Annotated in this window: 16 protein-coding genes; 10 read left to right on the top strand and 6 right to left on the bottom strand. The window is 51.6% G+C overall.

Annotation, left to right across the window (positions count from 1 at the left end; all coding sequences use genetic code 11):
* The first annotated feature begins 12 nt into the window (after positions 1 to 12).
* Positions 13 to 267: a YkgJ family cysteine cluster protein gene (locus tag OGY15_RS08660; protein ID WP_151219853.1), complete on the top strand. Its 255-nt coding sequence runs from the start codon at positions 13 to 15 to the stop codon at positions 265 to 267.
* Here OGY15_RS08660 and setB read toward each other — a convergent pair.
* Positions 264 to 1,445: a sugar efflux transporter SetB gene (setB, locus tag OGY15_RS08665; RefSeq protein WP_286538939.1), complete on the bottom strand. Its 1,182-nt coding sequence runs from the start codon at positions 1,443 to 1,445 to the stop codon at positions 264 to 266. The two genes, OGY15_RS08660 and setB, sit on opposite strands and share 4 nt — an antisense overlap.
* Before the next feature lie 368 nt (positions 1,446 to 1,813).
* Between setB and fruB the strand changes: the two genes are divergently transcribed.
* Genes fruB through fruA form a run of 3 tightly spaced genes read left to right on the top strand, consistent with a single transcriptional unit; the run spans position 1,814 to position 5,587 of the window.
* Entirely contained in the window at positions 1,814 to 2,944 is a 1,131-nt protein-coding gene (fruB, locus tag OGY15_RS08670; protein WP_151224734.1) for a fused PTS fructose transporter subunit IIA/HPr protein, read from the top strand.
* On the top strand, positions 2,944 to 3,882 hold the full coding sequence (gene fruK, locus OGY15_RS08675) for a 1-phosphofructokinase (RefSeq protein WP_151219850.1): 939 nt from the start codon (positions 2,944 to 2,946) through the stop codon (positions 3,880 to 3,882). Before fruB ends, fruK begins: the two co-directional genes overlap by 1 nt.
* 16 nt (positions 3,883 to 3,898) lie before the next feature.
* Positions 3,899 to 5,587 (top strand): PTS fructose transporter subunit IIBC, encoded by a 1,689-nt coding sequence (gene fruA / locus OGY15_RS08680; protein ID WP_151219849.1) that lies wholly within the window; start codon positions 3,899 to 3,901, stop codon positions 5,585 to 5,587.
* An 82-nt stretch (positions 5,588 to 5,669) separates the two neighbouring features.
* On the opposite strand, the gene OGY15_RS08685 is transcribed toward fruA, so the two are convergent.
* Together OGY15_RS08685 and cuyB are read right to left on the bottom strand one after the other, a co-directional pair.
* Positions 5,670 to 6,968: an anaerobic C4-dicarboxylate transporter gene (locus OGY15_RS08685; protein ID WP_103770442.1), complete on the bottom strand. Its 1,299-nt coding sequence runs from the start codon at positions 6,966 to 6,968 to the stop codon at positions 5,670 to 5,672.
* 76 nt (positions 6,969 to 7,044) lie between these two features.
* A complete protein-coding gene (gene cuyB, locus OGY15_RS08690; protein ID WP_187253416.1) occupies positions 7,045 to 7,764 on the bottom strand; it encodes a cysteate racemase in 720 nt (239 codons plus the stop codon).
* A 352-nt stretch (positions 7,765 to 8,116) separates the two neighbouring features.
* On the opposite strand from cuyB, the gene hypT reads away from it, so the two are divergent.
* The 4 genes from hypT to OGY15_RS08710 all read left to right on the top strand — a co-directional run bounded on the left by hypT (position 8,117) and on the right by OGY15_RS08710 (position 12,541).
* Positions 8,117 to 9,028 carry a hypochlorite stress DNA-binding transcriptional regulator HypT gene (gene hypT / locus OGY15_RS08695; protein WP_151219846.1) on the top strand — a complete coding sequence of 304 codons (912 nt, stop codon included), beginning with the start codon at positions 8,117 to 8,119 and terminating at the stop codon, positions 9,026 to 9,028.
* 301 nt (positions 9,029 to 9,329) lie between these two features.
* The gene (locus tag OGY15_RS08700) at positions 9,330 to 10,271 is read left to right on the top strand and encodes a pseudouridine kinase (RefSeq protein ID WP_151224733.1); all 942 of its coding nucleotides are present in this window, start codon (positions 9,330 to 9,332) and stop codon (positions 10,269 to 10,271) included.
* Positions 10,259 to 11,194 (top strand): pseudouridine-5'-phosphate glycosidase, encoded by a 936-nt coding sequence (locus tag OGY15_RS08705; protein ID WP_187253415.1) that lies wholly within the window; start codon positions 10,259 to 10,261, stop codon positions 11,192 to 11,194. The genes OGY15_RS08700 and OGY15_RS08705 overlap by 13 nt, the downstream gene beginning before the upstream one ends.
* Before the next feature lie 96 nt (positions 11,195 to 11,290).
* The gene (locus OGY15_RS08710) at positions 11,291 to 12,541 is read left to right on the top strand and encodes a NupC/NupG family nucleoside CNT transporter (RefSeq protein WP_187258698.1); all 1,251 of its coding nucleotides are present in this window, start codon (positions 11,291 to 11,293) and stop codon (positions 12,539 to 12,541) included.
* A gap of 46 nt (positions 12,542 to 12,587) precedes the next feature.
* Here OGY15_RS08710 and OGY15_RS08715 read toward each other — a convergent pair whose 3' ends face one another.
* The 3 genes from OGY15_RS08715 to OGY15_RS08725 all read right to left on the bottom strand — a co-directional run bounded on the left by OGY15_RS08715 (position 12,588) and on the right by OGY15_RS08725 (position 15,651).
* Entirely contained in the window at positions 12,588 to 13,676 is a 1,089-nt protein-coding gene (locus tag OGY15_RS08715) for a sugar kinase (RefSeq protein ID WP_151219843.1), read from the bottom strand.
* A 2-nt stretch (positions 13,677 to 13,678) separates the two neighbouring features.
* Complete coding sequence (gene nfo, locus OGY15_RS08720) at positions 13,679 to 14,536, bottom strand: deoxyribonuclease IV (protein ID WP_151224731.1); 858 nt, start codon at positions 14,534 to 14,536, stop codon at positions 13,679 to 13,681.
* Between the two features lie 65 nt (positions 14,537 to 14,601).
* The gene (locus tag OGY15_RS08725; protein ID WP_151219841.1) at positions 14,602 to 15,651 is read right to left on the bottom strand and encodes a YeiH family protein; all 1,050 of its coding nucleotides are present in this window, start codon (positions 15,649 to 15,651) and stop codon (positions 14,602 to 14,604) included.
* A 119-nt stretch (positions 15,652 to 15,770) separates the two neighbouring features.
* Here OGY15_RS08725 and yieE point away from each other — a divergent pair, with 119 nt between their 5' ends.
* Positions 15,771 to 16,652, top strand: a complete 882-nt coding sequence (gene yieE, locus OGY15_RS08730; protein WP_286538940.1) for a DNA-binding transcriptional regulator YeiE — start codon at positions 15,771 to 15,773, stop codon at positions 16,650 to 16,652.
* Between the two features lie 195 nt (positions 16,653 to 16,847).
* On the top strand, positions 16,848 to 18,317 hold the full coding sequence (gene lysP / locus OGY15_RS08735; protein WP_003027419.1) for a lysine-specific permease: 1,470 nt from the start codon (positions 16,848 to 16,850) through the stop codon (positions 18,315 to 18,317).
* The last annotated feature ends 63 nt before the right edge of the window (positions 18,318 to 18,380 follow it).

The raw sequence follows: 18,380 nt of genomic DNA on the forward strand, positions 1-18,380 counted from the left end.
GAGAGTACTTGTATGGAATGCCGTCCGGATTGTGGTGCATGCTGCACCGCACCTTCAATCTCCAGCCCCATCCCCGGCATGCCACAAGGCAAGCCCGCTAATACGCCATGTGTTCAGCTTGATGAATCCCTGCGCTGTAAAATTTTTGGCTCGCCGCTGCGACCAAAAGTGTGCGCCGGTTTACAGCCCAGTGCGGAAATGTGCGGACAGACGACGCACCAGGCCATGGTGTATCTTATTGAGCTCGAAACACTGACCGCACCTTAAACATCTTTTATGCGCGCCAGGCACACGACGGTGGCGACTATCATCACCAGCGCAAACCAGAACACTGCGTGATAGTTCCAGATTTCTGCGGCAATACCCGCCAGCGAACCGGCAATAATCCAGCCCACGCGAATAGTATTCGTATAAAGGGTCGTGGCTGAACCCGCCTGTCCCGGCATCAGGTCCTGGAAATAGAGCATGCCAATCCCGCCGAGAATACCGATGTAAATTGCGTTCAGCAGCTGTAAGCCAAGCAATATCGCGGGAGAGTGAGCCAACAACATACCGGCATAAAAGAAAAATCCAGCGACGACGGCAATTCGCATCAACAGGCGTTTACCTAAACGCTTAGCGAAGTATCCGGCAATCAGCATGGTTGGGATCTCCAGTCCTGCTGCGGTTCCCATCATGATGCCCGCCAGTTTTTCCGGCAGATGCAGTTCGTTGATAATAAACAGTGGCATATTAATGATATAGAGACTATTGGTTCCCCACATTAATGTGCATATAACAAACAACAGCAGTGTATCGCGTCGATTGCGCCTTGGGGCCTCCACCGCGCCTGTCGCGAGCGGCACGTTTTTACTCATTGAGGGTAAGAACAACCAGACCATTATGCCGCAGACAATAAATGCCACTGCCGCACTGAGGTACATGACCGTAAAGCTGAACCCCATGGCCAGCGCGTAGGCCAGCGGCGGGCCAATCACCCAGGCCAGCGAAACCTGCGCACGTAATATTGAACTGAACATGACGGCTTCCCGTCCCGTACGGTCGGCATGCTCGCGAGCGAGGGCAAACATTTGCGGGTTGGCGGTCGAACCAAAGCTGCTGAGGAATACCCCGACAAACAACAAGATAAAATAGTTACGGTTCCAGGCGAAAAGCACGAAGGCCAGCATCCCCAGCACGCAGCAAAATACGATCAAGTTTTTGCGATCGCCCTTTTTATCTGAACGTCCGGCCAGAAACTGACTCACCAAAATGCCGATTACGGCGCTACCGGTAAAAAAGAACCCGACCATGCCGGGACGGGCATGGACTTCATCCGTCAGAAAAAGACTAAGCGTTGGCGTCTGCAACGCACCGGCGATACCCGTCAGAAATGCGACAAGCAGGAACGCCGCAGACGTTAAATCAAACGCCCGGGGTGAGGCGGCTACGGGGGTGTTATGCATGTTTTGATATCAATGATGTGAAGAGACGCGGAGTTTACGCTGCTTGTCAGAAAATAAACAGGGAGCCAAATCAAAATCGGCATTAAAAATCAAAATAGCATTTCAGTCAGAGAATGCAGTTTGCTGACGTAGCTGAATTTGACAAGCTGACGCCGTTTTTGCGTCAGCAATTTGATCTCTGGCGAAGAGAAAATGTGCGTTATCTCTAAATTCAGCAAGTAATTTGTTAACTTTACTTGTGTGCTGCAGAAAAAAGAGTAAGACTTCTTGAAACGTTTCAGCGTCATCTCGCCATAACTGATGGAGTCAGGTGACGCCATTTTTCTCATGTTGGCTGAATCGTTTCAATTCAGCGGGAGAGGAGAACCATGTTCCAGTTATCTGTTCAGGATATTCACCCGGGCGAACAGGCCGGGAATAAAGAAGAGGCTATTCGCCAGGTTGCCGCAGCCTTAGTGCAGGCGGGTAACGTCGCGGAAGGCTACGTCAATGGCATGCTGGCGCGTGAACAACAGACGTCCACGTTCCTCGGCAACGGTATTGCTATTCCTCACGGTACGACGGACACGCGCGATCAAGTGTTGAAAACCGGCGTGCAGGTGTTTCAGTTTCCGCAGGGTGTGACCTGGGGAGAGGGGCAGGTTGCATATGTGGCGATCGGTATTGCCGCCAGCTCGGATGAGCACCTCGGTTTGCTGCGTCAGCTGACGCACGTACTGAGTGATGACTCCGTCGCTGAACAGCTGAAATCTGCGACCACGGCGGAAGAGCTGCGCGCGTTGCTGATGGGTGAAAAGCAAAGCGAACAGCTAAAGCTTGATAACGAAACGCTGTCGCTGGACGTCGTTGCCAACTCGCTGGTAACGCTGCAGGCGCTCAACGCGGCGCGGCTGAAAGAGGTCGGTGCGGTTGACACCGCCTTTGTCGCCAGAGCGATAAATGAGCATCCGATGAATCTCGGCCAGGGTATCTGGCTGAATGACTGTGCTGAAGGTAACGTGCGTAGCGCCGTTGCGGTCAGCCGCGTAGCGACAGCGTTTGATGTACAAGGTGAAGCTGCGGCCCTGCTGGTGACTGTCGCCATGAATGACGATCAACCGGTTGCGGTGCTGAAGCGTCTTGGCGATCTGCTGCTGAATAATAAAGCTGACCGTTTGTTGAAAGCCGATGCGGCAACGTTGCTGGCGCTGCTGACCAGCGATGACGCCTTAACTGATGATGTACTGAGCGCCGAATTTATTGTGCGCAATGAGCATGGCTTACACGCCCGTCCGGGCACCATGCTGGTGAATACGATCAAACAATTTAACAGTGAAATTACCGTGACAAATCTTGATGGAACCGGCAAACCGGCGAATGGACGCAGTCTGATGAAAGTTGTGGCATTAGGCGTGAAGAAAGGACATCACCTGCGCTTTACCGCCCAGGGCGAGGATGCTGAACAGGCGCTGAAAGCGATTGGCGAAGCCATCGCGGCAGGTCTTGGGGAGGGCGCGTAATGAGCAGACGTGTTGCTACTATCACCCTCAACCCGGCATACGACCTGGTGGGTTTCTGCCCGGAAATTGAACGCGGTGAAGTGAACCTGGTTAAAACAACCGGTCTGCACGCGGCAGGGAAAGGGATTAACGTCGCTAAAGTTCTGAAAGATTTAGGTATTGATGTCACGGTAGGCGGTTTCCTGGGTAAAGACAACCAGGATGGTTTCCAGCAGTTGTTTAGCGAGCTGGGCATTGCCAACCGTTTTCAGGTTGTACAAGGGCGTACCCGTATCAACGTCAAGCTGACCGAAAAAGACGGCGAAGTGACCGATTTCAATTTCTCCGGCTTTGACGTCACCCCGGCTGACTGGGAACGGTTTGTGAATGACTCCCTGAGCTGGCTGGGCCAGTTCGACATGGTGTGCGTCAGCGGCAGTTTGCCGACTGGCGTGAGCCCGGAAGCCTTCACCGACTGGATGACTCGCCTGCGCAGTCAGTGTCCTTGCATTATCTTTGATAGTAGTCGTGAAGCGCTGGTGGCGGGTCTGAAAGCAGCACCGTGGCTGGTGAAACCAAACCGTCGGGAGCTGGAAATCTGGGCGGGCCGTAAGCTACCGGAAATGAAAGATGTGATTGAAGCGGCGCATGCGCTGCGCGAGCAGGGGATTGCTCACGTGGTGATTTCACTTGGCGCAGAAGGTGCGCTGTGGGTTAACGCTTCAGGTGAATGGATTGCTAAACCACCGTCAGTTGACGTGGTTAGCACCGTAGGCGCGGGCGATTCAATGGTTGGCGGTCTGATTTACGGGCTGCTGATGCGTGAGTCCAGCGAACATACCCTGCGTCTGGCGACAGCTGTTGCCGCCCTGGCGGTAAGCCAAAGCAATGTGGGCATTACCGATCGTCCTCAGTTGGCCGCAATGATGGCGCGTGTCGACTTAAAACCGTTTAACTGACAGCAGGAGAGGCATAATGAAAACGCTGCTGATTATTGACGCTAATCTCGGCCAGGCTCGCGCTTACATGGCGAAAACCCTGCTTGGAGCGGCGGCGCAGAAAGCACATCTTGAAATTATTGATAATCCGAATGATGCAGAACTGGCAATTGTTCTGGGCGACACGCTTCCTGCCGACAGTTCGCTGAACGGCAAAAAAGTCTGGCTGGGCGATATAGGTCGTGCAGTTGCGCATCCTGAACTGTTCCTCAGCGAAGCAAAAGGTCATGCAAAACCATACAGCGCTCCGGTTGCAACAGCGCCTGTGACCAGTAGTGGTCCAAAACGCGTTGTGGCGGTGACGGCTTGTCCGACCGGCGTTGCGCATACGTTTATGGCTGCTGAAGCTATTGAAACAGAAGCGAAAAAACGTGGCTGGTGGGTGAAGGTTGAAACCCGTGGTTCTGTTGGCGCAGGCAATGCTATTACGCCGGAAGAGGTGGCTCAGGCGGACCTGGTGATTGTGGCGGCTGACATTGAAGTTGATCTGGCGAAGTTTGCCGGGAAACCAATGTACCGTACGTCTACTGGTCTCGCACTGAAGAAAACCAAGCAGGAGCTGGACAAAGCGCTGGAAGAAGCAACGCCGTATCAGCCAACCGGCAAAGCGCAGACTTCAGCAACCGAAGGTAAGAAAGAGAGTGCGGGTGCATATCGTCACCTGCTGACGGGCGTGTCCTATATGCTGCCGATGGTGGTTGCTGGCGGTCTGTGTATTGCACTCTCATTCGCTTTTGGCATTGAAGCATTTAAAGAGCAGGGTACGCTGGCGGCGGCATTGATGCAGATTGGCGGTGGTTCAGCCTTTGCGTTGATGGTGCCGGTTCTGGCGGGTTATATCGCGTTTTCCATCGCTGACCGTCCGGGTCTGACGCCGGGTCTTATCGGCGGTATGCTGGCGGTGAGTACGGGGTCCGGCTTTATTGGCGGGATTATTGCCGGTTTCCTTGCGGGTTATGTGGCAAAACTCATCAGTACGAAGCTGAAACTCCCACAGAGTATGGAAGCGCTGAAACCGATCCTGATCATTCCGCTGCTTTCAAGTCTGGTGGTGGGCCTGGCCATGATCTACCTGATCGGTAAACCAGTAGCCGGTATTCTGGAAGGTCTGACCCACTGGCTGCAAACCATGGGCACAGCGAATGCGGTACTGCTTGGGGCAATTCTTGGCGGCATGATGTGTACCGACATGGGCGGTCCGGTTAACAAAGCGGCGTATGCTTTCGGTGTGGGTCTGCTCAGTACGCAAACCTATGCGCCGATGGCTGCCATCATGGCGGCAGGTATGGTGCCTCCGTTGGCGCTGGGTCTGGCAACGCTGGTTGCGCGTCGTAAGTTCGACAAAGCGCAGCAGGAAGGCGGTAAAGCAGCGCTGGTGCTGGGCCTGTGCTTTATCACCGAAGGGGCTATCCCATTCGCTGCCCGTGACCCGATGCGTGTTCTGCCTTGCTGTATCGTGGGCGGCGCGATTACCGGTGCTATCTCGATGGCGGTAGGTGCGAAGCTGATGGCACCGCACGGTGGTCTGTTCGTGCTGTTGATTCCTGGCGCAATTACACCGGTACTGGGATACCTGCTGGCCATTATCGCCGGTACGCTGGTAGCCGGGCTTTCCTACGCGGTACTGAAACGCCCGGAAGCAGAGGTTGTGGCAAAAGCGGCATGATTGAATGCTGATATCGGGGGCAGAGATTTCTCTGCCCCTTTTTTTTATCTATTAACCGCCGCCCGGAGAGGTGTAAAACGGTTCAGGCAATCATTGGCGCGATGATAAAACCAAAGGCAACGCCTGCGATGATCCCCCCCAGTCCTGGCAGCATAAACGGATGGTTTAAGACATACTTACCCACGCGCGTTGTCCCGGTGGTGTCGAACTCCATTGCTGCCAGCGAAGTGGGATACGTGGGTAGAACAAATACCCCGGTGACTGCCACATAGGAAGCCAGAATCGCCCAGGTGGGTACACCGAGCGCAACGGCAAGCGGGATAATCAGCGGCGTGGTGGCTCCCTGCGAATAGAGAAGCGCGCAGGTACCAAACAGCACCAGTGCCAACAGCATCGGATAAGCCCGTAGAATGTCGCCCGCGATATCCTTTATCCCTGTTAAGTGGGCGTCAATGAAGGTTGTGCCCAGCGTAACAATCCCCAGAATCACCGCCAACGAACTCATTCCCGCACGGAACGTGGATGTCAGGACAATGGCGTCAGTTGATGTTTTGCATAACACCACCATCAGACACGCGGCAGCCAGCATGCAGATAATGATAATGTCCCTTGTATTCATTGGGTTACCTGCATCGAATCCGGGGCGTAGTTGAGGGCATGCGGCAAGAATAACGATGACGACCGTTGCCAACATAAACAGGGCTACTGACAGTCTGGCACCCGGCGTAGTGCTGTTTTGCCCTTCGTATTTACGCACCAACCCTTTTTGCAGACGTTCCAGATAGACTTCATCATCCTGTAGTTCACATCCCTGACGGGAAGCGATAAACGCTGCGACCATCGCGGCGACAAACGAGGCTGGCAGACACACCGCCATGACCTGGATAAAGCTGATACCGTTGCCTTCCATTATGGTCAGCATAGCCGCCATTGCGGCACTGATCGGCGAGCCGGATATTGCCACCTGAGAGGCCACGACGGATCCTGCGAGGGTACGAGAAGGGCGGATACCTGATTCTTTGGCAACTTCGGCAATCACCGGTAAAGTGGAAAAGACAATGAATCCTGTTCCCGCCATAATGGTCATTGACCAGGTGATTATTGGCGCAATTATATTGATATATTTAGGGTTGCGACGCATAAAATTGCCGGCGACACGAACCAGATAATCCATACCACCGGCGGCTTGTAGTGCAGAGGCAGCCACTACCACCGTCATAATAATGAGAATCACGTCAACGGGTGGCGAACCAATTTGTAACCCAAATCCCAGTGTTAAAATAGCCAGCCCCAATCCACCACATAAACCAATACCAATACCGCCGAGGCGGATACCAAAAAATATTGCGCCCAACACTACGATAATTTCCAGCCAAATCATAATGGCCTCCGCCAGAGAGTGATTCGTTATTAATGTGAGTGTTTATTTGATGCGATAATTAACCTGAATTTTATTTTCATTGCGCTAAAAGATGATTTTTTCCAACACGTTTCTCGTACCATTTAATACCGGCGCGAACCAACGAACCGGTTGAGTCAATATATTTTTCGGGTGACATTTTGACTGCCTCAGCAAGAATGACGGGAACTTCAGTACATCCCAGCACGATGACCTGTGCGCCGCGTGAGAAGAGTGCTTCTGCCTGTTCATTCATCAGCGTTTGCGCCCGCTTAACCTCACCGGCTTTTAAGCAATAGATACTTTCCATCACCTTTTCCTGACTGGCCGAGTCAGGGCTGACGCAGGTTAACCCAAGGGATTCTATGCCCTTTTGATAGAGACCCATGTACAATGTGGCGTTGGTAGCGAGTAATCCGATACGCGATTTTCCACAGTTCCTGACCTCGTTGATGGTCGTTTCAACAATGCTCAGCAGCTCTGTGTGACAGCACTTTTTTAATTCGTCAAACCAAAAGTGGGCGGTATTACAGGGGATCACAATACATTCGGCACCAGCATCTTCAAGTTTATGCATATAATCGCGCATTGCCGGGAGTGGGGAATTACCATGATGCATTAACGCGTCGGTTCGGTCAGGAATATCTGGAATAGAGGAAATAATTAATGGGATATGTTCCTGGTCACGTTGTGCTACGGTAAAGGTGACAAACTTATTAAACAGATCGACGGTTGCAGCTGGTCCCATACCACCCAGTACGCCAATTAAACCTTTCACGATATATACCTCGACTGACCGATAATTAATATTCAGATCTGGATTGTGTCTGCTGATCATGTTTAACAGCAGTGAGACGCGAGGAGAAATGCAATAATGTTGGGTTCAATGCAAAAACTGCATAGCTGCGGTTTCTTTTGCATTCTCGGTAGGCCAGTATTTAGCCAGGGACCTGACGTTCCAGCGCCGCTAAGCGGTCGTAGCCGTTGAGCAAAGGAACCTGTTAATGTTAAAAACGAACGTTTGATGCAAAAAACAAATCATCAGGTGTTGATGATGAATATCATCTGCGGAAATATTCAGGCATGATGTTTCAGGTTAATCGGCATATTTCAAAATCCGTGTGATACGCATGAAAAATATTGAGACAAAATGGTTATATGACTTTCTGACGCTGGAAGCGTGCCGTCATTTTTCCCAGGCGGCTGAGGAACGCAACATTTCCCAACCAGCATTTAGCCGACGGATCAAAGCACTCGAATCCGCCGTAGGCGTGTTACTTTTTGATCGTACAACGAGCCCCCTGCAACTCACGGAGGAGGGCAAGCTATTCCATTCGCAAACCCGTAGCCTGCTGCAACAGCTGGAATGTAATCTGGATGAGCTAAGTGGCCACAACTTGCTTGGGGTACCCAATATTAAAATTGCGGCGGCACATTCTCTGTCGCTGACGATGTTGCCCAGATTAGTGCACGCAATGGCAGCCTGGGGTGAGGAATTTGTCTGGCACGTCGAAGCTATCGATGTTGTTCAGGCGGTGAATACTCTGCGCGAGGGGAAAAGTGATTTTATTATCTCTTTTCGGGATGAAGACTTAATGCAGTCACCATTCTGCGGCTTGAAGGTTTTTGAGTCTGAGCTGTATCCCGTCTGTGCGGCTGATGCGCAGGGAAAACCGTTGTTTGATCTCTATCAGCCGCAGGCGCCAATTTTGAACTATACCAGCACATCCTACATGGGGAGACTGGTAAACCGCCATTTGGCAGAAGTAGGCGGTATTTCAGCACGAACGCTGTTTATGTCTTCGATGAGTGAGTTATTGAAAAATATGGCCTTGGATGGGCATGGTATCGCCTGGTTACCGGCGTGGACTATCGTAAACGAACTGCGCGATAAGCGGCTGGTTTGCCTGCAGACACCGGAACTGATGGTGCCTATTCAGGCCTATATTTACCGGATGGACACTCGCCTGAATAAAACGGCTGAGCACTTTTGGCGGATTTTGTACAACCATATGCCAGAGGATCTGGTTTCGCTTAGTTGATACGCGCCAGTTCCTCTGGCGTGTCTGAAAATCTCCGGTTATGACCAAGGATACCTTTTAATTTGATCAATTTGTGTACTACCTCTCATTTCCTCTCTCCCTGATAAACTGTATCTATAAAAAATTGTGATTCTGTTCATATCTATCGACTTTATAGCTTGTGGATAGATTTACTTTGTCAAAAACACGCTTACTATGAACACGTGTTTGATGATGAACATGTGCTCTAATAACCTAATGTGTGGCGTTGGTTATTTTTAACGAACTCATTTGTGGCAAGTTAATTGCCAGGGGACGTGCTATGCGTGAAAAGGAATACATCGTAACGATTGGCTCAGCCAATATGGATGTTGCTGGGTATTCGCATGCTTCACTAAATTATGCGGATTCTAACCCAGGTAAAATTAAATTCACCCCCGGCGGCGTAGGACGCAATATTGCTCATAATCTCGCGCTGCTGGGTAAAAATTCGTGGTTGCTAACAGCGGTTGGTAACGATTTTTATGGTCAATCATTGTTGGCACAAACCAATCAATCTGGAGTACATGTTGATAAGTGTCTTATCGTTCCCGGAGAAAATACATCAAGTTATTTATCGTTGCTTGATAACACCGGTGAAATGTTAGTTGCTATTAATGATATGAGTATTACAGAACATATTTCAGCAGAATTTTTATCGCAGCATTTTGATTTTATTCGGCAGGCAAAAGTCATTATCGCCGATTGCAATATCAATGAAGACGCTCTGGCATGGGTACTGGAAAATGCCGGAGATGTTCCGGTGTTTGTTGACCCGGTATCGGCCTGGAAGTGTGTGAAAATTCGCAGGCGTCTTGCAAAAATTCACACCCTCAAACCAAATCGCCTTGAAGCCGAAACGCTTAGCGGTATTGCGCTTTCCGGGCGCGATGACGTTGGAAAAGTCGCTGCGTGGTTTCATGATCGTGGCTTAAACCGGCTGGTGCTTAGCATGGGGGGCGACGGTGTTTATTACAGCGATATTACGGGGAATTGCGGTTGGTCGCTCCCCATTAAAACTCGCGTCATTAATGTTACAGGGGCTGGCGATGCGATGATGGCTGGACTGGCTTCCTGCTGGGTAGACGGTATGCCCTTTATTGATTCTGTCCGATTTGCGCAGGCGTGTTCATCAATGGCATTAGCCTGTGAATATACCAATAACCCTGATTTGTCTGTTGCGAATGTTAGCTTAATAGTGGAGAACACAGAATGTCTGAATTAACTCTTTCCTCTGAATTATTACAAATATCACCAGAAGTTCAGCAAGCATTAAACAGTAAAAAACCGATTGTTGCGCTTGAATCAACCATTATTTCTCATGGTATGCCATTTCCGCAGAATGCTCAGACAGCGATTGAAGTAGAAGAAACTATTCGTAAGCACGGCGCTGTTCCTGCGACCATTGCCATTATCGGCGGAATAATGAAAGTAGGTTTAAGTAAAGATGAAATTGAGTTGCTTGGACGAGAAGGACATAATGTTACTAAAGTCAGCCGTCGTGATTTGCCATTTGTGGTCGCGGCAGGGAAAAATGGTGCCACCACCGTTGCCTCTACGATGATTATTGCCGCGTTGGCCGGAATTAAAGTATTTGCGACCGGGGGAATTGGCGGCGTTCATCGTGGTGCTGAACATACGTTTGATATTTCCGCAGATCTACAGGAACTGGCACATACCAATGTCACGGTAATTTGTGCCGGGGCGAAATCTATTTTGGATCTCGGTTTAACGACTGAATATTTAGAAACCTTTGGCGTACCGTTAATTGGTTATCAGACAACATCGCTCCCGGCATTTTTCTGTCGTACCAGTCCTTTTGAAGTCAGTATCCGTCTGGACAGCGCGAAAGAGATTGCCCGCGCCATGGCGGTGAAATGGCAAACGGGTCTCAATGGAGGCCTGGTTGTCGCCAATCCAATCCCGGAGCAGTTTGCTATGGCCGAAGAGAAAATTAATGCGGCTATCGATCGGGCGGTAAAAGAAGCGGAAGAGCAGGGCGTCGTGGGTAAAGAAAGTACGCCGTTCCTGTTGGCGCGAGTTGCGGAGCTGACCGGCGGCGACAGTCTGAAATCAAATATTCAGCTGGTGTTCAACAACGCAGTGCTGGCCTGTGAAATTGCGAAGGAGTATCAACGCCTCGCCTGACAGAATTTCCCGGGCAGAATGCGGTCGCCCGCGAATATCAAACCTACCAAAACCTGGCGATAACGCTGGGTTTCCTGGCATGAAGGGAATTTCATTATGGATATAATGAGAAGTGTTGTGGGTATGGTGGTATTACTGGCCATCGCGTTTCTGCTGTCAGTAAATAAAAAACGTATTAGTCTGCGCACTGTTGGGGCTGCGCTGGTACTGCAAATAGCCATCGGCGGCATTATGCTCTATTTCCCGCCGGGAAAATGGCTGGTTGAACAGGCCGCGCTCGGCGTGCACAAGGTGATGTCATATAGTGATGCAGGTAGCGCATTTATCTTCGGCTCTCTGGTTGGGCCAAAAATGGATGTGCTGTTTGACGGGGCCGGGTTTATTTTCGCCTTCCGGGTGCTCCCGGCCATCATTTTTGTGACCGCACTCATCAGTCTGCTCTACTACATTGGCGTGATGGGGCTGTTGATCCGCATCCTCGGCGGTATTTTCCAGAAGGCGCTGAATATCAGTAAGATCGAGTCATTTGTCGCCGTAACCACGATTTTCCTCGGGCAAAACGAGATCCCGGCAATCGTGAAACCGTTTATTGATCGCCTGAATCGCAATGAGTTGTTTACCGCTATCTGTAGCGGGATGGCCTCGATTGCTGGCTCAATGATGATTGGTTACGCCGGAATGGGCGTCCCGATTGATTATTTGTTGGCGGCATCCTTGATGGCAATCCCTGGCGGTATTTTGTTCGCGCGTATGCTGAGTCCGGCAACGGAAGAATCTCGCGTCACCTTTGAAAACCTGTCATTTACTGAAACACCACCGAAAAGCATCATCGAGGCGGCGGCGAGTGGGGCGATGACCGGGCTGAAGATCGCCGCAGGTGTGGCGACAGTAGTTATGGCATTTGTCGCCATTATCGCGCTGATTAACGGTATTATCGGCGGAATTGGTGGTTGGTTTGGTTATGGGCATGCCACTCTGGAAGGGATCTTTGGCTATGTGTTAGCCCCGCTGGCATGGATTATGGGCGTGGACTGGAGTGATGCAACGCTGGCAGGTAGCTTGATTGGACAGAAGCTGGCGATCAACGAATTTGTCGCTTATCTCAACTTCTCGCCGTATCTGCAAACGGGCGGGACGCTGGACGTGAAGACCATCGCGATTATCTCGTTTGCGCTGTGTGGTTTCGCGAACTTCGGTTCGATTGGCGTCGTGGTCGGGGCATTTTCGGCGATTGCGCCACAGCGTGCACCGGAAATCGCGCAGCTTGGAATGCGTGCGCTGGCAGCAGCAACGCTGTCGAACCTGATGAGCGCCACTATCGCCGGTTTCTTTATCGGACTGGCATAAAATAAAGTTTGTAGGCCGGATAAGCGTAGCGCTATCCGGCAGACATTCAAGCTGTTTGCAGCAAATACAGAGCGTTATCCGCAGAGAGCGTTGGGTTGTTGATACTGACGCTGGCCCGCGATAATGCCGCGCAGGCCATGGCAAAGCGCGCGCTTTCACGAAACTCACTGCCTTCCAGAAAGCTGTACAGTAATCCCGCCATAAAAGCGTCATCGGCACCAAAACTGTCTACCACCGTATGCTCAGGCGGCGTCAATAAAAACTGTTCGCCGTCCTTTTCGCTGCAAAAAACGGATTCATCTTCCAGGCAGACAAAAATGCGTTTTACCCCTTGCTGATGCAGGCTATTGACGGCCTGTACGCGATCCGCATCAGTATGAATAGGTTGGCCCCATAAAATCGCAAGCTCTTTCTGCGTGGGTTTAAGCGTATGAATACGCGTAAACCAGGTCTTCATTTTTGCCGCTTTGAACTCTGAAACGGTGTCAATAAATACCGGAATGTCATCGGCAATAGTAAAGACCCACTCAATGGCTTCGGCGGTCAGATTGCAATCGGCCAGTACGACACCGGAATGGCGGATCAAATCTCGCGAACTGTTCAGCAACTGCGGCGTCAATTGTTGCAGGATATGGGTATCGTTAATGGCCAGGACGGTCTCTTCCCGCTGATTAGCGATCGATAGGTAGGTTGAGGTATTGTGTCCATGCAGACGAATGCAGCTGGAAACGTTAACACCAGCCTGACGCGTTTGTTCCAGCAATGTTTCGCCATAGAAGTCACTGCCAACAGCGGAAATTAAATGTACGTCGCGCCCCAGCAGCGCCAGGTTGTGGGCGATGTTACGTCCTACACCGCCCGCTGAGCAATGAATGCTACCAGGGTTAGAGGCTGCCTGAGGATAATGGATGTCTGCAACACCCCGGATATCCATGTTGATAGCCCCTACAACCACGCAATAATCCTGTTCGGTAAGGATATAACCTTTACCTTTGATCATGCCTTTACGCATTAAATCCATAATATGCGCAGCGACGCGTGAACGGCTGATCTGCAAAATATCGGCGATTTCATTCTGCTGAATCAACGGATTGCGGCGCAGGATCTTAAGGATCTGCTTTTCCCTGTCGTTCATGATTAGGCCACCGCTTTTTCTGTTTGCTGGGCTTTCAGCCAGGCAATCTCTTCTGCCCAGATATCTGGATTAATGGTTTCCAGCACCAGCGGAATGCCGTCAAAACGATTGTCCTGCATAATCCATCGGAATGCGTCGTGGCCAATATTGCCTTCACCCAAGCTGTGGTGACGGTCAACGCGGCTGCCAAACGTGCTCTTTGCGTCGTTCAGGTGCATACCGCGCAGATATTTGAAGCCGACAATACGTTCGAATTCCGCAAACGTCTTTTCGCATTCCTCAACGGAACGCAAATCGTAACCGGCCGCGAAGGCGTGGCAGGTATCAATACAGACGCCGACACGGGATTTATCTTCTACGCCGTCGATAATGGCGGCCAGGTGCTCAAACTTAAAGCCAAGGTTGCTGCCCTGTCCGGCGGTATTTTCAATTACCGCTGTAACGCCCTGGGTCTGGGCGAGGGCGATGTTGATGGATTCGGCAATGCGCGCCAGACATTCATCTTCCGGGATCTGCATCAAATGGCTGCCCGGGTGAAAGTTCAACAGGGATAGGCCAAGCTGTTCGCAGCGCTGCATTTCATCGATAAACGCCTCGCGTGATTTTTCCAGCGCATCGCTGACCGGATGCCCGAGATTTATCAGGTAGCTGTCGTGAGGCAGGATTTGCGCGGAAGTATAGTGATACTTCTCGCAGGCAGATTTGAAACCATCAATGATTTCGGTGGTCAGCGGCGCGGCACGCCACTGACGCTGATTCTTGGTGAACAGGGCGAATGCGGTCGCTTCGATTTCTGCGGCTCGAATAGCGGCGTTAGCCAGACCGCCAGCGGCGCTTACGTGCGCTCCAATATATTTCATAAATTAAACCCGCCATACTCAAAAGGGGAGAGTATAGCGGGTTAATGGGGGGGAGTCGTGCTCGTTTATGCCATCAGTGCGTGGATAGCGAGGTTAATCGCGCCACCGCCCACAATCAGCCAGACAAACAGCAGCAGGGCCATCAGTAATGGTTTAGCGCCGGCTTTTTTCAGGGCGCTAACGTGAGTGGTCAGCCCCAGTGCAGCCATCGCCATTGCCAGCAAAATGGTATCCAGTGTTACCAGCATATTCACTACCGACTGCGGCAGAAAGTGGAACGAGTTAAAAATCGCGACCACAATGAACAGGATGGCAAACCACGGAATGGTGATTTTGCTCTTCTCACCACCGGTGGCCGGAGAAAGCTGTTTAACGCGAGCGGCCAACAGGATAAGGAACGGTGCCAGCATCATGACGCGCAGCATTTTGGCAATAACCGCGGCGTTTTCCGCATCCGGGTTAATGGCGTGACCGGCAGCCACAACCTGAGCGACTTCATGCATGGTGGAACCAATGTAAATGCCGTAGGTTTCCGGGCTAAACCAGTGCGCCAGTAGCGGGTACATCGCCGGATACAGGAAGATAGCTATGGTACCGAAGATGACCACTGTGGCGACAGCGACGGTCACCTTACTGGCTTCCGCTTTCACCACCGGTTCAGTTGCCAGCACGGCGGCGGCACCACAAATGCTGCTCCCCGCGCCAATCAGCCAACTGGTATGGCGGTCCAGACCAAACACTTTCTGCCCAAGGAAGCAGGCAATCATAAAGGTACTGCTTAGCGTTAACACATCAATCACGATACCGCTGACGCCAACGTCAGCAATTTGCGCGAAGGTGAGGCGAAACCCGTAGAGGATAATCCCCAGACGCAATAAATGTTGTTTAGCAAACAGCACTCCGCCGTCACAGCTTTTCCAGATGTGCGGATAGACGGTATTGCCGAGAACCATCCCCAGTAAAATTGCTAGGGTGAGGGCGCTGAACCCGGCACCTGCGACGGCGGGAATGGATCCACCCCATAAGGCGACCCCAGTGATAACTGCACTCAGGGCGAGCCCCGGAATAAAATGCCACGCTGTACGACGATGAGTCTGCAAGGTGAGTTCTGTCATATCCTTCTCCTTTATCTGGGTAAAAGAGTACGGCGAAGTGGTTTAAAAATAAAATTGATTATATATTTATAATTAATCTCTATAAGTGGTAAGTGACGGATATCCGGTGGAAAACGACTATGCATATCACCCTGCGACAACTTGAAGTGTTTGCTGAGGTATTAAAAAGCGGCTCAACGACCCAGGCGTCTGTCATGCTGGCATTGTCGCAGTCGGCGGTGAGTGCCGCGCTTACCGATCTGGAAGGACAGCTTGGCGTACAGCTCTTTGACCGGGTGGGCAAACGACTGGTAGTCAACGAGCACGGGCGCTTGCTCTACCCACGGGCGCTGGCACTACTCGAGCAAACGACCGAAATCGAACAGCTTTTCCGCGAAGATAATGGTGCCATTCGGGTTTATGCCAGTAGCACCATTGGCAACTATATTCTGCCTGCCATGATCGCCCGCTATCGGCATGATTTCCCCGATTTGCCGCTGGAGCTTAGCGTGGGCAACAGCCAGGATGTGATCAATGCGGTACTGGATTTCCGGGTAGATATCGGGCTGATTGAAGGGCCGTGTCATAGTACGGAAATAATCTCTGAACCGTGGCTTGAAGACGAGCTGGTAGTGTTCGCGGTACCGTCGTCACCGCTGACAAAGGGACCCGTTACGCTGGAACAGCTGGCTGCTTCGCCGTGGATCCTGCGTGAACGAGGATCAGGTACGCGTGAACTGGTGGATTACCTGCTGTTGTCTCATTTACCGAGATTTCAGATGGCAATGGAGTTGGGTAACTCCGAGGCCATTAAGCATGCGGTGCGCCATGGTCTCGGGATCAGCTGTTTGTCGCGGCGGGTCATTGCCGAGCAGTTACAGGCGGGAACGCTGAGCGAAGTTCCCGTGCCGCTTCCGCATTTGGTCCGCACGCTATGGCGTGTTCATCATCGACAAAAACATATCTCCAATGCCATTACGCGCTTTTTGCACTACAGCGACCAGGTAGAGCAGGGGGAATAAGACGTTCACTGTCGTGATGACTCCTTTTTGCATAATGGCGGTTACGTTTTAACCGCCTTGCACCCTCTGTTTTCTGCTTTACTTATAATCCGCGGCCAGTCATGAAGGTCTCTTATAACAGCGCATTTGTGCCGGAAGAATGCCGTTTCGTCTGCTACAATCGCGCCTCATTTTTTGGATGGATAGCATTTTCACATGGTTTCCGAAACTAAAACCACAGAAGCGCCCACGCTACGTCGTGAACTGAAGGCGCGTCACCTGACGATGATCGCCATTGGTGGTTCCATCGGTACGGGTCTTTTCGTTGCATCTGGTGCAACCATTTCTGCGGCGGGTCCTGGCGGCGCGCTGTTTTCCTATATTCTGATTGGCCTGATGGTGTACTTCCTGATGACCAGTCTCGGTGAACTGGCTGCCTACATGCCGGTTTCCGGCTCGTTCTCCACCTACGGTCAGAACTATGTAGAAGAAGGCTTTGGTTTCGCGCTGGGGTGGAACTACTGGTACAACTGGGCAGTAACGATTGCCGTTGACCTGGTGGCCGCACAGTTGGTAATGAGCTGGTGGTTCCCGGACACGCCGGGCTGGATCTGGAGCGCGCTGTTCCTCGGCGTTATTTTCCTGCTGAACTACATTTCCGTTCGCGGATTCGGTGAGGCGGAATACTGGTTCTCACTGATCAAAGTGACCACCGTCATTATCTTCATCGTGGTTGGCGTGATGATGATTTTCGGTATCTTCAAAGGCGCTCAGCCAGTGGGCTGGAGCAACTGGACGACCGGTGATGCACCGTTTGCCGGTGGTTTTGCTGCGATGATTGGCGTGGCGATGATCGTTGGCTTCTCCTTCCAGGGAACTGAGCTGATCGGTATCGCGGCAGGCGAATCTGAAGATCCTGAGAAGAATATCCCACGTGCGGTCCGTCAGGTGTTCTGGCGAATCCTGCTGTTCTATGTGTTCGCGATTTTGATTATCAGCCTGATCATTCCGTACACCGATCCGAGCCTGCTGCGTAACGATGTGAAAGACATCAGCGTTAGCCCGTTCACGCTGGTATTCCAGCATGCGGGTCTGCTGTCTGCGGCGGCGGTGATGAACGCAGTTATCCTGACGGCAGTGCTATCTGCGGGTAACTCCGGGATGTATGCCTCCACGCGTATGCTTTACACCCTGGCATGTGACGGCAAAGCGCCACGTATTTTCGGCAAACTGTCCCGTGGCGGTGTACCGCGTAACGCGCTGTATGCGACCACCGTGGTGGCGGGGCTGTGCTTCCTGACCTCGATGTTTGGCAACCAGACCGTATACCTGTGGTTGCTGAATACCTCCGGGATGACGGGCTTTATCGCCTGGCTGGGGATCGCCATTAGCCACTATCGCTTCCGTCGCGGTTATGTGCTGCAAGGTCATGATGTGAAAGATCTGCCGTATCGTTCTGGCTTCTTCCCGCTGGGGCCGATCTTCGCCTTTGTGCTGTGCCTGATTATTACCCTCGGTCAGAACTACGAAGCGTTCCTGAAAGACAGCATTGACTGGGGCGGCGTGATGGCTACCTATATCGGTATCCCACTGTTCCTGATTATCTGGTTTGGCTATAAGCTGACGAAAGGAACCCATTTTGTTCGCTATAGCGAAATGAAATTCCCGGGCCGCGTGAAGAAATAACAGTATAAAAAGCATAACAAAACCCCGGCATGGTGAGTGCCGGGGTTTTTTATTGCGCCAGAC

This window comes from Citrobacter sp. Cu231 (assembly GCF_030332265.1).
GTDB lineage: Bacteria > Pseudomonadota > Gammaproteobacteria > Enterobacterales > Enterobacteriaceae > Citrobacter > Citrobacter meridianamericanus.

Excerpts from the sequence above, each read along its gene's own strand:
- OGY15_RS08710 (WP_187258698.1), top strand. The coding sequence starts at position 11,291 with ATGGATATAATGAGAAGTGTTGTGGGTATGGTGGTATTACTGGCCATC.
- setB (WP_286538939.1), bottom strand. The coding sequence starts at position 1,445 with ATGCATAACACCCCCGTAGCCGCCTCACCCCGGGCGTTTGATTTAACG.
- OGY15_RS08705 (WP_187253415.1), top strand. The coding sequence starts at position 10,259 with ATGTCTGAATTAACTCTTTCCTCTGAATTATTACAAATATCACCAGAA.
- fruK (WP_151219850.1), top strand. The coding sequence starts at position 2,944 with ATGAGCAGACGTGTTGCTACTATCACCCTCAACCCGGCATACGACCTG.
- OGY15_RS08685 (WP_103770442.1), bottom strand. The coding sequence starts at position 6,968 with ATGATTTGGCTGGAAATTATCGTAGTGTTGGGCGCAATATTTTTTGGT.
- hypT (WP_151219846.1), top strand. The coding sequence starts at position 8,117 with ATGAAAAATATTGAGACAAAATGGTTATATGACTTTCTGACGCTGGAA.
- fruB (WP_151224734.1), top strand. The coding sequence starts at position 1,814 with ATGTTCCAGTTATCTGTTCAGGATATTCACCCGGGCGAACAGGCCGGG.
- fruA (WP_151219849.1), top strand. The coding sequence starts at position 3,899 with ATGAAAACGCTGCTGATTATTGACGCTAATCTCGGCCAGGCTCGCGCT.
- OGY15_RS08725 (WP_151219841.1), bottom strand. The coding sequence starts at position 15,651 with ATGACAGAACTCACCTTGCAGACTCATCGTCGTACAGCGTGGCATTTT.
- OGY15_RS08700 (WP_151224733.1), top strand. The coding sequence starts at position 9,330 with ATGCGTGAAAAGGAATACATCGTAACGATTGGCTCAGCCAATATGGAT.
- lysP (WP_003027419.1), top strand. The coding sequence starts at position 16,848 with ATGGTTTCCGAAACTAAAACCACAGAAGCGCCCACGCTACGTCGTGAA.
- nfo (WP_151224731.1), bottom strand. The coding sequence starts at position 14,536 with ATGAAATATATTGGAGCGCACGTAAGCGCCGCTGGCGGTCTGGCTAAC.
- OGY15_RS08715 (WP_151219843.1), bottom strand. The coding sequence starts at position 13,676 with ATGAACGACAGGGAAAAGCAGATCCTTAAGATCCTGCGCCGCAATCCG.
- yieE (WP_286538940.1), top strand. The coding sequence starts at position 15,771 with ATGCATATCACCCTGCGACAACTTGAAGTGTTTGCTGAGGTATTAAAA.
- OGY15_RS08660 (WP_151219853.1), top strand. The coding sequence starts at position 13 with ATGGAATGCCGTCCGGATTGTGGTGCATGCTGCACCGCACCTTCAATC.